14 protein-coding genes are annotated in these 15,610 nt (G+C 56.4%); 9 read left to right on the top strand and 5 right to left on the bottom strand.

Annotation, left to right across the window (positions count from 1 at the left end):
• Positions 1-9: 9 nt before the first annotated feature.
• The 9 genes from nrdF (at position 10) to leuA (ending at position 11,474) form a co-directional block, all read left to right on the top strand.
• Positions 10-969, top strand: coding sequence for a class 1b ribonucleoside-diphosphate reductase subunit beta (nrdF, locus tag RY075_RS17745; protein WP_338627870.1), 960 nt, complete (start codon positions 10-12; stop codon positions 967-969).
• Between the two features lie 333 nt (positions 970-1,302).
• Positions 1,303-2,505 carry a glycine betaine/L-proline ABC transporter ATP-binding protein ProV gene (gene proV / locus RY075_RS17750; protein ID WP_022651720.1) on the top strand — a complete coding sequence of 401 codons (1,203 nt, stop codon included), beginning with the start codon at positions 1,303-1,305 and terminating at the stop codon, positions 2,503-2,505.
• Positions 2,498-3,562, top strand: coding sequence for a glycine betaine/L-proline ABC transporter permease ProW (proW, locus tag RY075_RS17755; RefSeq protein ID WP_015571659.1), 1,065 nt, complete (start codon positions 2,498-2,500; stop codon positions 3,560-3,562). Before proV ends, proW begins: the two co-directional genes overlap by 8 nt.
• Before the next feature lie 9 nt (positions 3,563-3,571).
• The gene (gene proX / locus RY075_RS17760; RefSeq protein WP_017382774.1) at positions 3,572-4,567 is read left to right on the top strand and encodes a glycine betaine/L-proline ABC transporter substrate-binding protein ProX; all 996 of its coding nucleotides are present in this window, start codon (positions 3,572-3,574) and stop codon (positions 4,565-4,567) included.
• A 188-nt stretch (positions 4,568-4,755) separates the two neighbouring features.
• Complete coding sequence (locus tag RY075_RS17765) at positions 4,756-5,940, top strand: MFS transporter (protein ID WP_032610002.1); 1,185 nt, start codon at positions 4,756-4,758, stop codon at positions 5,938-5,940.
• 314 nt (positions 5,941-6,254) lie between these two features.
• Entirely contained in the window at positions 6,255-6,785 is a 531-nt protein-coding gene (emrR, locus tag RY075_RS17770) for a multidrug efflux transporter EmrAB transcriptional repressor EmrR (protein ID WP_017694792.1), read from the top strand.
• A gap of 130 nt (positions 6,786-6,915) precedes the next feature.
• The gene (emrA, locus tag RY075_RS17775) at positions 6,916-8,088 is read left to right on the top strand and encodes a multidrug efflux MFS transporter periplasmic adaptor subunit EmrA (RefSeq protein ID WP_022651722.1); all 1,173 of its coding nucleotides are present in this window, start codon (positions 6,916-6,918) and stop codon (positions 8,086-8,088) included.
• Between the two features lie 16 nt (positions 8,089-8,104).
• Positions 8,105-9,652, top strand: a complete 1,548-nt coding sequence (gene emrB, locus RY075_RS17780) for a multidrug efflux MFS transporter permease subunit EmrB (RefSeq protein WP_338627872.1) — start codon at positions 8,105-8,107, stop codon at positions 9,650-9,652.
• A 166-nt stretch (positions 9,653-9,818) separates the two neighbouring features.
• Positions 9,819-11,474 carry a 2-isopropylmalate synthase gene (leuA, locus tag RY075_RS17785; protein WP_003862182.1) on the top strand — a complete coding sequence of 552 codons (1,656 nt, stop codon included), beginning with the start codon at positions 9,819-9,821 and terminating at the stop codon, positions 11,472-11,474.
• On the opposite strand, the gene RY075_RS17790 is transcribed toward leuA, so the two are convergent.
• The 5 genes from RY075_RS17790 to yqaB form a co-directional block, all read right to left on the bottom strand.
• Positions 11,461-12,225, bottom strand: coding sequence for a helix-turn-helix transcriptional regulator (locus RY075_RS17790; RefSeq protein WP_003862181.1), 765 nt, complete (start codon positions 12,223-12,225; stop codon positions 11,461-11,463). The two genes, leuA and RY075_RS17790, sit on opposite strands and share 14 nt — an antisense overlap.
• Before the next feature lie 53 nt (positions 12,226-12,278).
• The gene (gene luxS, locus RY075_RS17795; RefSeq protein ID WP_003862180.1) at positions 12,279-12,794 is read right to left on the bottom strand and encodes an S-ribosylhomocysteine lyase; all 516 of its coding nucleotides are present in this window, start codon (positions 12,792-12,794) and stop codon (positions 12,279-12,281) included.
• A gap of 152 nt (positions 12,795-12,946) precedes the next feature.
• The gene (gshA, locus tag RY075_RS17800; protein ID WP_338627873.1) at positions 12,947-14,491 is read right to left on the bottom strand and encodes a glutamate--cysteine ligase; all 1,545 of its coding nucleotides are present in this window, start codon (positions 14,489-14,491) and stop codon (positions 12,947-12,949) included.
• Between the two features lie 83 nt (positions 14,492-14,574).
• On the bottom strand, positions 14,575-15,003 hold the full coding sequence (locus RY075_RS17805; protein WP_017692791.1) for a YqaA family protein: 429 nt from the start codon (positions 15,001-15,003) through the stop codon (positions 14,575-14,577).
• A complete protein-coding gene (gene yqaB / locus RY075_RS17810; protein WP_015571665.1) occupies positions 15,000-15,566 on the bottom strand; it encodes a fructose-1-phosphate/6-phosphogluconate phosphatase in 567 nt (188 codons plus the stop codon). The genes RY075_RS17805 and yqaB overlap by 4 nt, the downstream gene beginning before the upstream one ends.
• Between the last annotated feature and the right edge of the window lie 44 nt (positions 15,567-15,610).

Below are 15,610 nucleotides of genomic sequence, written 5' to 3' on the forward strand. Positions count from 1 at the left end.
GGAGAATGGATGAAACTGTCACGCGTAAGCGCCGTTAACTGGAACAAAATTCAGGATGATAAAGACCTGGAGGTATGGAACCGCCTGACCAGCAACTTCTGGCTGCCGGAAAAGGTGCCGCTCTCCAACGATATTCCGGCCTGGCAAACTCTGAGCCATGCCGAGCAGCAGCTGACAATCCGCGTCTTCACCGGCCTGACGCTGCTGGACACCATTCAGAATACCGTGGGTGCGCCCGCGCTGATGAGTGATGCGCTGACCCCGCACGAGGAGGCGGTAATGTCGAATATCAGCTTTATGGAGGCGGTGCATGCCCGCTCTTACAGCTCGATTTTCTCCACTCTGTGCCAGACCAGGGACGTGGACGCCGCCTACGCCTGGAGTGAAGAGAGCGCGTCATTGCAGCGCAAGGCAGATCTGGTGCTGGAATATTACCGGGCCGACGAGCCGCTGAAGAAGAAGATCGCCAGCGTATTCCTGGAATCTTTCCTCTTCTATTCCGGCTTCTGGCTGCCTATGTACTGGTCGAGCCGGGGCAAGCTCACCAACACCGCCGATTTGATTCGCCTCATCATCCGCGATGAAGCGGTACACGGGTATTACATCGGCTATAAGTACCAGAAAGGACTGGAGAAAGTCATCCCGGAAAAACGCGAGGAACTCAAAGGTTGTGCCCTCGATTTACTGATGGATCTGTATGACAACGAGCTGAGTTATACCGAGGAGCTGTACGCCGGAACGGGCTGGGAAGAGGACGTAAAAGCCTTCCTCTGCTACAACGCCAACAAGGCGCTGATGAACCTGGGCTACGAAGCGTTATTCCCACCGGAAATGGCGGAAGTGAACCCGGCGATCCTCGCGGCGCTGTCGCCCAACGCCGATGAAAACCACGACTTCTTTTCCGGGTCCGGCTCGTCGTACGTGATGGGTAAAGCGGTGGAGACGCAAGACGAGGACTGGGATTTTTAATGAATGAATTAACGTTCATTAATTAACTCTGCATTTCATTATTTCCAGCCAAATATTCCACCAGGTACTACACTGTAATTTCCCCGTCATATTCGCCTGAAACACACCGATTCAGGCGAAATTTCCCCATGCAGCAGCAAAAAATTGAGAAAAATTCAAACCGCCCTCAGCCCTTTATTCATGGGAAATTCAGCCGTTTCGCTTGCGGCAAAATTCTGGCCTTCGGCTGGCCCAGGGTTGTCTCAGATTCTGAGTATGTTAGGGTAATGCCAGTTAACTATTTACCATGGTAATCATATCGACATAAACAAATAACAGGACACTCTCTATTGCATGGCAATTAAATTAGAAGTGAAAAATCTTTATAAAGTATTTGGCGAGCACCCGCAGCGTGCTTTCAAATATATTGAGAAAGGCCTTTCGAAAGAGCAAATTCTGGAAAAAACCGGGCTATCGCTTGGCGTTAAAGACGCCAGTCTGGCCATTGAAGAAGGCGAGATTTTTGTCATCATGGGATTATCCGGTTCGGGTAAATCCACTATGGTTCGCCTTCTCAATCGCCTGATTGAACCCACCCGCGGACAGGTGCTGATTGACGGCGTTGATATCGCCAGAATATCAGACGCGGAACTCCGCGAGGTGCGCAGAAAGAAAATTGCGATGGTGTTTCAGTCATTTGCACTGATGCCGCACATGACGGTACTCGATAATACCGCCTTTGGCATGGAGTTAGCCGGTATCCCCGCTCAGGAACGTCAGGAAAAAGCCCTTGATGCACTGCGTCAGGTCGGGCTGGAAAATTATGCTCATGCGTATCCGGATGAACTCTCCGGCGGTATGCGTCAGCGTGTGGGATTAGCGCGCGCATTAGCGATTAATCCGGACATTTTATTAATGGACGAAGCCTTCTCGGCGCTCGATCCCTTAATTCGCACCGAGATGCAGGATGAACTGGTAAAATTACAGGCCAAACATCAGCGCACCATTGTTTTTATTTCTCACGATTTGGATGAAGCCATGCGTATTGGTGACCGTATCGCCATTATGCAAAATGGTGAAGTGGTGCAGGTCGGCACACCGGATGAAATTCTCAATAATCCGGCGAATGATTATGTGCGCACCTTCTTCCGCGGCGTGGATATTAGCCACGTATTCAGTGCGAAAGATATTGCCCGTCGAACACCAAACGGCATTATTCGTAAAACCCCAGGTTTTGGCCCGCGCTCCGCGCTGAAGCTGTTACAGGACGAAGACCGTGAATACGGTTATCTGGTTGAACGCGGCAATAAATTTGTCGGCGTGGTCTCCATCGACTCTCTGAAAACCGCCCTGAGCGAAAACCAGGGAATCGATGCGGCGTTGATTGACGCTCCGCTTGCCGTGGACGCCGAAACGCCGCTCAGCGAGTTGCTCTCTCACGTGGGTCAGGCGCCGTGCGCCGTGCCGGTCGTCGGTGAAGAACAACAGTACGTTGGCATCATCTCAAAACGGATGCTGCTACAGGCTTTAGATCGCGAGGGGACAAACAATGGCTGATCAATCAAACCCATGGGGCACCACTGAAGCAGCGGACAGCGCGGCGCAATCTGCCGATGCGTGGGGTTCGACGCCTGCGCCTGCCGATGGCGGCGGCGCGGCAGACTGGCTCAACAGCGCACCAGCGCCTGCCCCAGAGCATTTCAATATTATGGATCCGTTCCACAAGACGCTGATCCCGCTGGATAGCTGGGTAACGGAGGGGATCGACTGGGTCGTTACCCACTTCCGTCCGGTGTTCCAGGGGATCCGCATCCCGGTGGATTACATCCTGAACGGCTTCCAGCAGCTGATGCTGGGCATGCCCGCGCCGGTGGCGATTATCCTGTTCTCGCTGATCGCATGGCAGTTCGGCAGCGCGGGTATGGGGATCGCCACGCTGATCTCCCTGATTGCCATCGGCGCGATTGGCGCGTGGTCTCAGGCGATGATCACCCTGGCGCTGGTGCTGACCGCCCTGCTGTTCTGCGTGGTGATCGGCCTGCCGATGGGGATCTGGCTGGCGCGCAGCCCCCGGGCCGCGAAAATTATCCGCCCGCTGCTGGATGCGATGCAGACCACGCCAGCGTTCGTTTACCTGGTGCCTATCGTGATGCTGTTCGGCATCGGTAACGTACCGGGGGTGGTCGTGACCATTATCTTCGCCCTTCCGCCAATTATTCGTCTGACCATTCTGGGCATTAACCAGGTGCCTGCGGATCTGATAGAGGCATCGCGCTCGTTCGGCGCCAGCCCGCGTCAGATGCTGTTTAAGGTTCAGCTTCCGCTGGCGATGCCGACCATTATGGCAGGTGTTAACCAGACGCTGATGCTGGCGCTGTCGATGGTGGTGATCGCCTCAATGATTGCCGTTGGCGGGTTAGGTCAGATGGTACTGCGCGGCATTGGTCGTCTCGATATGGGGCTGGCGACCGTCGGCGGCGTCGGGATTGTGATCCTCGCCATCATTCTTGACCGCCTGACCCAGGCTGTCGGTCGTGATTCACGCAGTCGCGGCAACCGTCGCTGGTACACCACCGGCCCTGTCGGGTTACTCACCCGCCCATTCACAAAATAAGGAACAACGATGCGACATAACGTACTTTTTGCCACAGCGTTTGCGACCCTTGTCTCCACCAGCGCAGTTGCCGCTGACCTGCCGGGCAAAGGCATTACCGTGCAGCCGGTGCAGAGCACTATTTCGGAAGAGTCCTTCCAGACCCAGATTGTCAGCCGTGCGCTGGAGAAACTGGGCTATACGGTGAATACCGCCAGCGAAGTGGATTACAACGTGGGCTATACCTCTATTGCCTCCGGCGATGCCACCTTTACCGCCGTGAACTGGCAGCCGCTGCACGACGATATGTATGCCGCCGCAGGCGGTGACAAGAAATTCTACCGCGAAGGCACCTTTGTGACCGGCGCTGCGCAGGGATATCTGATCGACAAGAAAACCGCCGATAAGTATCACATCACCAATATTGAACAGCTGAAAGATCCGAAGATCGCAAAACTGTTTGATACCAACGGTGACGGCAAAGCCGACATGATGGGCTGCTCGCCGGGCTGGGGCTGTGAAGCGGTGATTAACCACCAGAATAAAGCCTTCGATCTGGCGAAGACCGTCGACGTGAGCCACGGCAATTACTCTGCGATGATGGCCGACACCATCGCCCGCTTTAAAGAAGGCAAGCCGGTGATCTACTACACCTGGACGCCGTACTGGGTGAGCGACGTGCTGAAGCCGGGCAAAGACGTGGTGTGGTTGCAGGTGCCCTTCTCTTCCCTGCCGGGCGAGCAGAAAGATATCGACACCAAACTGCCAAACGGCATGAACTATGGCTTCCCGGTGAATACTATGCATATCGTGGCGAACAAAGCCTGGGCCGAGAAAAACCCGGCGGCGGCGAAGCTGTTCTCGGTGATGAAACTGCCGCTGGCTGACATTAACGCCCAGAACGCGATGATGCACGCGGGTAAATCATCCGAAGCAGATATCAAAGGCCACGTGGATGGCTGGATCAAAGCCCACCAGCAGCAGTTCGATGGCTGGGTGAAAGAGGCGCTTGAGGCGCAGAAGTAAAGTACTTTCCCCTCACCCCAGCCCTCTCCCGAAGGGAGAGGGTGTTAGCGTTCCCTCTCCCTTCGGGAGAGGGTTAGGGTGAGGGGCTTAACCGCACAAACACACACATAACAATTCCCCAACATTCACCATCATTGGTTATTATGTTTCCGGAAAAATAATCACTTAACTCACGATTCCTGAAACTAATGACAAAAACAACTCAAGGGCTTAGCCCCGCACTCATCCTTTTAATGTCCGTGGCAACGGGTCTGGCCGTCGCCAGCAACTATTACGCACAACCACTGCTCGACACCATCGCACGCGCCTTCGATCTTTCAGCCAGCTCCGCCGGCTTTATTGTCACCGCAGCACAGCTCGGCTATGCGGCCGGGCTGCTGTTCCTGGTGCCATTAGGCGATATGTTTGAGCGCCGGATGCTTATCGTCTCCATGACGCTGCTGGCGGCGGGCGGAATGTTGATCACCGCCAGCAGCCAGTCGTTAACGATGATGATTATCGGCACCGCGCTGACGGGGCTGTTCTCGGTGGTGGCGCAAATTCTGGTTCCCCTCGCCGCGACGCTGGCTTCCCCGGAAAAACGCGGCAAAGTGGTCGGTACTATCATGAGCGGCCTGCTGCTGGGCATCCTGCTGGCGCGAACCGTTGCCGGGCTGCTGGCGAGCCTCGGCGGCTGGCGCACCGTTTACTGGGTGGCGAGCGTGCTGATGCTTATCATGGCGCTGGCCCTGTGGCGCGGCCTGCCAAAGGTGAAGCAGGAAAATCACCTGAACTATCCGCAGCTCCTCGCCTCCGTTTTCAGCCTCTTCACCCGGGATAAACTCCTGCGCACGCGCGCCATTCTGGGGTGTCTCACCTTCGCCAACTTCAGCATCTTATGGACGTCGATGGCGTTTCTGCTCGCCGCACCACCGTTTAACTACTCAGAAGGCGTGATTGGCCTGTTCGGGCTGGCAGGCGCGGCTGGCGCACTGGGCGCGCGCCCGGCGGGTGGGCTGGCCGATAAAGGTAAATCTCATATGACCACCTCCGCAGGGCTGGTTTTACTCCTGCTCTCCTGGGCGGCCATCTGGTACGGACACGTCTCCGTGCTGGCGCTGATTGTCGGTATTCTGGTGCTAGACCTCACCGTGCAGGGCGTACACATCACCAACCAGACCGTGATTTACCGCATGAAGCCGGACGCCCGTAACCGTCTGACGGCCGGGTACATGACCAGCTACTTTATCGGCGGCGCGGCGGGCTCGCTCATCTCAGCCTCCGCCTGGCAGCATGCGGGCTGGACGGGCGTGTGCGCCATCGGCGCCATCGTCGCGGCGATAAATCTGCTGGTATGGTGGCGCGGCTATCACCGTCAGGAAGCAATTCACTAAGTTTTACATTGCTTTGGGTCCCCTGGGGTGTAAAGGGGGCCTGCATCTGTTAAGGTAACAGCAATCATTTATCCCAGAAATTTTACTGTGGGTGACATATTTACTACCGGCATGAATAGTTCAGACCCCTGTCCTCACATCCCCTCTTTCGCGGGTACACACCCCACACTCTCTGTGCTCACCGGGTCACGGATTTACCCGGCGCTTTCTGATGGTGACATACGTTTGGCGGATATAACCGCACAAATAATTCATTTACATTATTTGTCACTGTCGTTACTATATCGGCTGTAATTAATGAGGTTATGCCCAAAATGGATAGTTCGTTTACGCCCATTGAACAAATGCTTAAGTTCCGCGCCAGTCGTCATGAGGACTTCCCGTATCAGGAAATTCTGCTGACCCGCCTGTGCATGCACATGCAGGGTAAGCTGCTGGAAAATCGTAACAAGATGCTGAAAGCGCAAGGGATTAACGAGACGTTGTTTATGGCGTTGATTACGCTGGAGTCTCAGGAAAATCACAGCATTCAGCCATCGGAACTGAGCTGTGCGCTGGGGTCATCCCGTACCAATGCAACCCGTATCGCGGATGAACTGGAAAAGCGCGGCTGGATTGAACGCCGTGAAAGCGATAACGATCGCCGCTGCCTGCATCTGCAACTGACCGAGAAAGGTCACGAATTCTTGCGCGAAGTGCTGCCACCGCAGCACAACTGCCTGCACCAGCTCTGGTCTGCCCTCAGCACCGCCGAGCGCGACCAGCTTGAGCATATTACTCGCAAGCTGCTCACCCGTCTGGACCAGATGGATGAAGATGGCGTCATCCTTGAGGCGCTGCGCTAACGCGACGATCCGCTCAACATTCCAGATTGCTAAAAAGAAAAACTGACAGGCCAGCACGTGAAACTGCTGGCCTTTCTGACAACAGGTCGGCTCAGCCGATGTGAAAATAAAAAGATCGTGGAGAACAACAATGAGCGCAAATGCGGAGAACACCCCCCCGCAGCAACCGGTCAACAAAAAGGGCAAACGTAAGAGCGCCCTTATTCTGCTGACCTTGCTCTTTATTATTATTGCCGTGGCATATGGGATCTATTGGTTTTTAGTCTTGCGTCATGTTGAAGAGACAGACGATGCATACGTGGCAGGGAATCAGGTTCAAATCATGGCCCAGGTGTCAGGCAGCGTGACGAAAGTCTGGGCTGATAACACCGACTTTGTGAAAAAAGGCGATGTGCTGGTCACGCTCGATCCAACCGACGCCCAACAGGCTTTTGAAAAAGCACAGACGGCTCTGGCCTCCAGCGTTCGCCAGACCCGCCAGCTGATGATCAACAGCAAGCAGCTTCAGGCCAATATCGACGTGCAGAAAACGGCGCTGGCTCAGGCGCAGAGCGACCTCAATCGTCGTGTTCCTCTCGGCACCGCCAACCTGATTGGCCGTGAAGAGTTGCAGCACGCCCGCGATGCGGTGGCCAGCGCACAGGCGCAGCTGGACGTGGCGATCCAACAGTACAACGCTAATCAGGCGATGGTGCTGGGTACTTCTCTGGAAAACCAGCCGGCGGTGAAACAGGCGGCGACCGAAGTGCGTAACGCATGGCTTGCCCTGCAACGTACCAAAATCGTCAGCCCGATGACCGGCTACGTTTCCCGTCGTTCCGTACAGCCAGGGGCGCAGATTAGCACCACCACGCCGCTGATGGCGGTCGTTCCGGCGAACAATCTGTGGGTCGATGCGAACTTCAAAGAGACCCAGCTGGCGCATATGCGTATCGGCCAAACCGCAACTGTGGTCAGCGATATTTACGGCGATGACATCAAGTACACCGGGAAAGTGGTCGGTCTGGACATGGGGACCGGCAGCGCGTTTAGCCTGCTGCCTGCACAGAACGCCACCGGCAACTGGATCAAAGTGGTACAGCGCTTGCCTGTGCGTATCGAACTGGATCCTAAGCAGCTGGCAGACCATCCGCTGCGAATTGGCCTTTCCACGCTGGTGACGGTCGATACCGCCAACCGAGACGGTCAGATCCTCGCAAGCCAGGTGCGCAGTACGCCAGCTTATGAAAGTAACGCCCGTGAAATTAGCCTCGATCCCGTCAATAAGCTGATCGATGACATCGTGAAGGCAAACGCCGGTTAAGCCGAAGGTGAGCGTTATGCAACAGCAAAAGCCGCAAAAACCGCTGGAGGGGGCGCAACTGGTCATTATGACCATTGCGCTGTCGCTGGCGACATTCATGCAGGTGCTGGACTCCACCATCGCAAACGTGGCGATCCCTACGATCGCCGGGAACCTTGGCTCATCGCTGAGCCAGGGGACCTGGGTCATTACCTCGTTCGGGGTGGCGAACGCCATCTCCATTCCCATCACCGGCTGGCTGGCGAAGCGCGTCGGTGAAGTGAAGCTGTTCCTTTGGTCGACGATCCTGTTCGTGCTGGCCTCCTGGGCCTGCGGCATGTCCAGTAGCCTGACGATGCTGATTTTCTTCCGCGTCATCCAGGGGATTGTCGCCGGGCCGTTGATTCCGCTGTCGCAGAGTTTGCTGCTGAACAACTATCCGCCCGCCAAACGCTCCATCGCGCTCGCGCTGTGGTCGATGACGGTGATTGTCGCCCCAATTTGCGGGCCAATCCTCGGCGGCTATATCAGCGATAACTATCACTGGGGCTGGATCTTCTTCATCAACGTACCCATCGGTGCGCTGGTGGTACTGATGACGCTACAGTCTTTGCGTGGTCGCGAAACGCTGACTGAACAGCGGCGGATCGACGGCATCGGGCTGGCACTGCTGGTTGTCGGCATCGGCAGCCTGCAAATCATGCTCGACCGCGGCAAAGAGCTGGACTGGTTCGCCTCTACGGAAATCATCGTGCTGACGGTGGTCGCTGTGGTGGCCATCAGCTTCCTGATTGTCTGGGAGCTGACGGACGATAACCCGATAGTCGACCTCTCGTTGTTTAAATCGCGAAACTTCACCATCGGCTGCCTGTGTATCAGCCTCGCCTATATGCTCTACTTCGGCGCGATTGTTCTGCTGCCGCAGCTGTTGCAGGAGGTGTACGGCTATACCGCAACCTGGGCGGGGCTGGCCTCCGCGCCGGTGGGGTTAATTCCGGTTCTGCTGTCGCCGATTATTGGCCGTTTCGCCCATAAGCTCGACATGCGCAGGCTGGTGACGTTCAGCTTCATCATGTACGCCGTGTGCTTCTACTGGCGCGCGTATACGTTTGAACCGGGAATGGACTTTGGCGCCTCCGCGTGGCCACAGTTTATTCAGGGCTTCGCCGTAGCGTGCTTCTTCATGCCGCTGACCACCATTACGCTTTCCGGCTTGCCGCCTGAGCGGATGGCGGCGGCATCGAGCCTGTCGAACTTCACCCGTACGCTGGCGGGCTCCATCGGGACATCGATCACCACCACGCTGTGGACCAACCGGGAATCGATGCACCATGCTCAACTCACCGAAGCGGTGAACCCGTTCAACCCTAACGCTCAGCAGATGTATAGCCAGCTTGAGGGGATGGGGATGACGGAGCAGCAGGCGTCCGGCTGGCTTGCCCAGCAGATCACCAACCAGGGGCTGATTATCTCGGCAAACGAGATTTTCTGGATATCGGCAGGGATCTTTATCGTCCTGCTGGGGCTGGTGTGGTTTGCCAAACCACCGTTTGGGGCCGGTAGCGGGGGCGGTGGGGCGCATTAGCCCTCATTACAGGACGCCTTACCCGGCCTACGATCGTAGGCCCGGTAAGCGCAGCGCCACCGGGCAACTTCTACGGTTGTCCAAAACGCGACAGCGATTGTCAGTTCCGATAAAGCAGCGCGCCTGAAATCGATTCACGATAGTGAAAAGACAACAGGAGCGCACCATGCTGAACACACCCGCCGACAAATACCAGCCTTACCCCACCCTTTCGTTGCCCGACCGCCGCTGGCCGGAGCAGATTATCACCTGCGCCCCGCGTTGGCTCTCGACCGACTTACGCGACGGTAACCAGGCGCTGGCCGAGCCGATGGACAGCGCGCGCAAGCTGCAATTCTGGGATCTGCTGCTGACCTGCGGGTTTAAAGAAATAGAAGTCGCCTTCCCGTCCGCCTCGCAGACGGACTTTAATTTTGTACGTCAGCTGATTGAGGAGAATCGCATCCCGGATGACGTCACCATTCAGGTGTTAACGCAGGCGCGGGACGATCTTATCCATCGCACTTTCGACTCCCTGCGCGGCGCGAAGCAGGCCACCGTTCACCTGTATAACGCTACCGCCCCGCTGTTCCGCCGTCTGGTATTCGGCATGGAGAAAGCGCAAATCGTCGAGCTGGCGACGCGCGCGACGCGCCTGATTCGTCAGCTGTGTGAAGAGAACCCTGACACCCGCTGGCAGTACGAATACTCCCCGGAAACCTTCTGCTTTACCGAACCGGAGTTTGCGCTGGAGATTTGTGAAGCCGTGGCGGAGATCTGGCAGCCGTGCGCGGCGCGTCCGATGATCGTCAACCTGCCCGCTACCGTCGAAGTGAGCACGCCGAACGTCTATGCCGACCAGATCGAGTATTTCTGCCGCCACTTCAGCCGCCGCAGTGATGTCTGTATCAGCGTACATCCGCATAACGATCGCGGAACGGGCGTCGCCAGCGCGGAGCTGGCCGTCATGGCCGGGGCTGACCGCGTGGAGGGCTGCCTGTTTGGCAACGGTGAGCGCACGGGCAACGTCTGTCTGGTGACGCTGGCGATGAACCTCTACAGCCAGGGCATTAGCCCGAATCTGGATTTCAGCGATATGAATCGGGTGGTTGAAACGGTAGAAACCTGCAACCAGCTGCCCGTCCATCCGCGCCATCCGTGGGCGGGTCGTCTGGCTTACACCGCCTTCTCCGGCTCGCACCAGGATGCCATCAAGAAAGGTTTCGATGCCCGTAAGCCTGGCGAACGTTGGGAGATGCCCTATCTGCCCGTCGACCCGCAGGATATTGGCTGTACCTATGAAGCGGTGATCCGCGTGAACAGCCAGTCAGGAAAAAGCGGAAGCGCCTGGCTTATTGAGCAAAACCACGGCCTGAAATTGCCTCGCGCCCTGCAACACGATTTTAGCCAGCACGTGCAGCAGGAAACGGATAACCATGGAAAAGAGATGACGCAGAATGCGCTCTGGCAGCTGTTCCGCGCCCGTTACGGCCTGGTGGCGAGCCCGCCATTAGCGCTGCAATCGTACCGCAGCGACAGCCAGCAGGACGGCCAGCTGCGGCTGACGGCAAGCGTCGCCACGCATGGGGGCACCCGCCAGCTGGAAGGCCAGGGAAACGGTTTGCTCTCCGCCGCCGCTCACGGCTTAAGCCGCTGGATCAACGCGTCGTTTGTGATCAAGGATTATCACGAACATACGTTAGGCGAACGCAGCGACAGCCGCTCGGTGGCCTATATCCGCTGCCTGTTCCAGGATGGGACCAGCCGCTGGGGCGTGGGCATCGACAGCGACGTGGCACGCGCGTCGATTCAGGCGCTTTTTAACGCGGTCAGTCGTTCCTGAAGTAATCGCTGGGTGAGAGACCCATTACCCGGCGAAACATTGCCGTAAAGGCGCTGTGGCTGCCATACCCCAGATCCAGCGCCACGCGTAATACCGGCTGGCCCTGCGCCAGCCGCACTAAGGCTTCCAGCAGTCGCGCCCTTCTCACCCACTCGCCGTAGCTCAGGCCTGTCTGCTGCTGAAAATGACGGTTCAGCGTGCGTTCGCTCATCCCCACAATACCTGCGGCCTGGGCGCTGCTCCAGCTTTCTCCCGGGGCCATTCGAATCTGCTGGCAGAGATGGCGCAGCGCTTCGCTTTCCGGCTCGGGCAGGTGAAACGGCAGCACCGGCATGAGACGAATTTCATCGAGGATCAGCTCATAAACACGTTCATCGCGGCTTCCGGGTGCGTAAGATTCAGGAAGCGTAAGGGAGGTCAGGATCAGCTCGCGCAGCAGGGGCGAGATCTGCACGATCTGGCAGGTCGCCGGGAGATCGGCGCGCGCCAGCGGGTCGATAAACAGCGTGCGGGCGGCAACGTTGCCGGTGATGCGCAGGGCGTGCTGCGTACCCGCAGGTAGCCAGACGCCGCGACCGGGCGGCACCACCCAGCAGCCGGATGCGGTATCCACCCGCACGACGCCGGTGAGGCTGTGCAGGAGCTGCGCGCAGTCGTGCTGATGCCACGGCTCGCTGTCGCCATGAGCATAATCATGCGAAAACGGCACAAGCGGGCGATGGGTAAAGGAGAAGGTGGTGGTTGTCGTCATCAGGATTGTAGGCCCGGTCAGCGAAGCGCCACCGGGCATCCACAGGCACGATACTAAATGTGCAGTTCCTGAAGTTTTTCTTTTGGCAGGGCCAGCTCGTCGTTGCTGTTTACACGAACATCACGTTCGATGATATGACGGGCAATCTCCTGAGCTTCTTCCAGAGAGTGCATCTGGTAAGTGCCGCACTGGTAAACGTTCAGCTCAGGGATCTGGTTCTGCTCTTTCACCTTCAGCACGTCTTCCATCGCCGCTTTCCACGCATCCGCGACGCGTTTTTCTTCAGGCTGACCAATCAGGCTCATGTAGAAACCGGTGCGGCAGCCCATCGGAGAGATATCGATGATCTCCACGCCGTTGCCGTTCAGGTGGTCGCGCATGAATCCGGCGAACAGGTGTTCCAGCGTGTGAATGCCTTTCTCTGGCATCACTTCTTTATTCGGCACGCAGAAGCGCAGGTCGAAAACGGTGATCGTGTCGCCGTGCGGCGTGTTCATGGTCTTCGCCACGCGGACTGCTGGTGCTTCCATACGGGTATGGTCGACAGTAAAGCTATCTAATAACGGCATACGTCACCTCCGATAGTGATTTTTTTTAAAATAAACTGAACTCTTCTACAGAATGCGCATCTGAGTATATGAAAGACGCGCATTTGTTATCATCATCCCTGAATTCAGAGATGTATATTTTGGCCACAGCGATGTGGCCTTTTTCTTTTGGTTCAGGCCTGCTTCGCCAAAAACGCCTCAAACGACTCAGTATCTGCCGCTTCGACCTCTTTCTGACGCACAACGGACGCATCGCGCTCTGCCACAAAATCCGCTTCGCTCAGGATCTCTAACGGCTCCTGCATCAGCATCTCACGGTACTCCGCTGAGAGTGAACGCCCTGTGCCACCAATTCCCTGCTCAATCATAGAACGCAGAATACGTGCTGAGAATGTCCGTTCCGGGTTATCAAAGCTTTCAACCAGTTCGTCGCAGACCTTCTGGTAAGCTTCGCCGCCGTACACGCTATCCAGCGTCTGGGCTACGCGCTTCAGGTCATGGAACAGATCCTTCCCTACCTTAGACATTGGGAATTGAGCCGTTTCACAGCCAATACCTAACGTCAGGCCCGGCTTGCGCCCTTCCAGAATCACGCGATTCCAGTTGGCACGGGTACACAGCAGTTCGTCGGAACTCATTTCCGGCGCATCCGCCAGTACGCACCAGACCATAAACAGGTCAAGGAAACGAACCTGCTGCTCGTCAACGCCAATCGGTGAGAACGGGTTGATATCCAGCGAGCGCACTTCAATGTATTCGATCCCGCCGCGCTGTAGCGCATCCGACGGCGTTTCACCGCTGCGCGTCACGCGCTTCGGACGAATCGGCGCATACAGTTCATTTTCAATCTGCAACACGTTGGTGTTAATTTGCAGGCGTTTGCCGTCTTTTTCGAGGCCGATTTTTTCGTACTCTTCCGACGGGGTTTTTATCGCCCGCTTCAAGCCTGCCACATATTCGTGCAGATCGTTAAACGTAATTCCGAGATTGCTTTGCGATTTATTGGTATAGCCAAGGTCGCTCAGGCGCAGGGAGGTCGCGTATGGCAGGTAATACATGCCACATTCGGTCTTCTCGAACGGTAGCGTGGTCGGTTTCCCTTGCAGGAACGATGAACAGATAGCCGGGGACGCGCCGAACAGATACGGAATAACCCAGCCAAAACGGTAGTAGTTGCGGATCAGGCGGAAGTAGCCCGCGGAGATCGCTTCTTTATCCGTTTCACCGCACTTCGCCTGCCAGAACGCCATCGGCAGAGAAAAGTTGTAGTGCACGCCAGAGATCGTCTGCATCAATGCGCCGTAGCGGTTTTTCAGTCCTTCGCGATACAGCGTTTTCAGCCGACCAATATTCGAGGTGCCGTACTGCGCCAGCTCGATATCCTGCCCCTGCTCGATATAGCACGGCATGCTGAGCGGCCACATACGCTCGTCGCCGAGGTTGCGGGCGGTGAAGCGATGCACGTCGCGCATGATCGTCAGCATATGATCAATATCACCGTCTACTGGCGTGATGAACTCCAGCAGCGCTTCGGCGAAATCGGTTGTGATCCATTTATGTGTCAGCGCCGAGCCTAACGCCTTCGGGTGTCCCGTAGTCGCTAAGCTACCATCCGCATTTACGCGCAGCGTTTCGCGCTCAAGCCCACGCTGAATCCCCTTCAGTGCCTGAGGGTGATTTTCCAGCCAGGCCAGCGCCTGTGATACGTCCGGGATCAATTTGACCTCCCGCCTGTCAAAAAATTGTCACTCAGCATAATTGTAATGGTTGACGATTGAAGGTCGCGAATTCATTCCACCAATTAGTGCCACCACGTCATACCCTGTAGTGTTACCCATGCCAGTAAAACATAGCGTAACGCCTTGCCAAGGCACAAAAAAAAGAGCACCGGTCCCCAGGAGATGCGCATCCATCCCGCCAGCAGACACAGTAAATCGCCTATTACAGGCATCCAGCTTAATAACAGCGTGGCAGCGCCATAGCGTTTTAGCCAGCCCACTGCCTTTTCCTGCCAGCGAGATTTTTCGCGTAGCGGAAAGAAACGTCCAAGAATAACGTTAGTCAGCCCTCCAAGGCTATTACCCATTGTTGCTATTAAGACCAGCAACCAAGGCTGACTTACGCCGGACAACAGCATCGCCACCAGCACCACTTCCGAATTCCCCGGTAAGAGGGTGGAGCTTAAAAAACTGCTGGCGAATAATGAAGCGAGTGACAGCGCGTCACTCACAGTAAGCGAACGTCCACCGCCGCCATTCCGGCATCACGCGCGGCCTGAATGCCAAAATCAGCATCTTCGAACACCACGCATTTTGCAGGTGGAACACCCATTAATTCTGCACAGAGCAGGAAGGTATCCGGTGCGGGTTTGTGATGTTTAACATGATCGGCGGCAACGACGGCAGAAAAATAGTGGCGCAGGCCAAGGTGATTGAGTAGCGCTTCAGCAATCGCGCTCTCGCTGCCCGTACCGACAGACATAGGACGACGGCCGTGCCACTCCTTGACGACGTCAATGAGTGGTAAAGGCTGCACGGTGTCTAACAGTATGGCTTTTACCGCGTCGGTTTTTTCACGCGCGAGCTGGTGAGGGTCGAGATCGGCCTGATTCAGCTCAATCACGGCCTGTGCGATACGCCAGGTGGGCGATCCGTTGAGAGCAATCATCGCCTGTAAATCGAAACGCATACCGTAACGGCCCAGGACTTCGGTCCAGGCCTGACGATGCGTGGGTTCGGTATCCAGGAGGGTGCCGTCCATGTCGAAGATCAAACCGTCATACTGTGCGTACATCGTGCTCTCGCTAAACGATTAACAAAGCATTACTTTATCGTAAA

The sequence above is a fragment of the Enterobacter sp. JJBC genome, from assembly GCF_036936505.1.
Lineage (GTDB): Bacteria > Pseudomonadota > Gammaproteobacteria > Enterobacterales > Enterobacteriaceae > Enterobacter > Enterobacter hormaechei_C.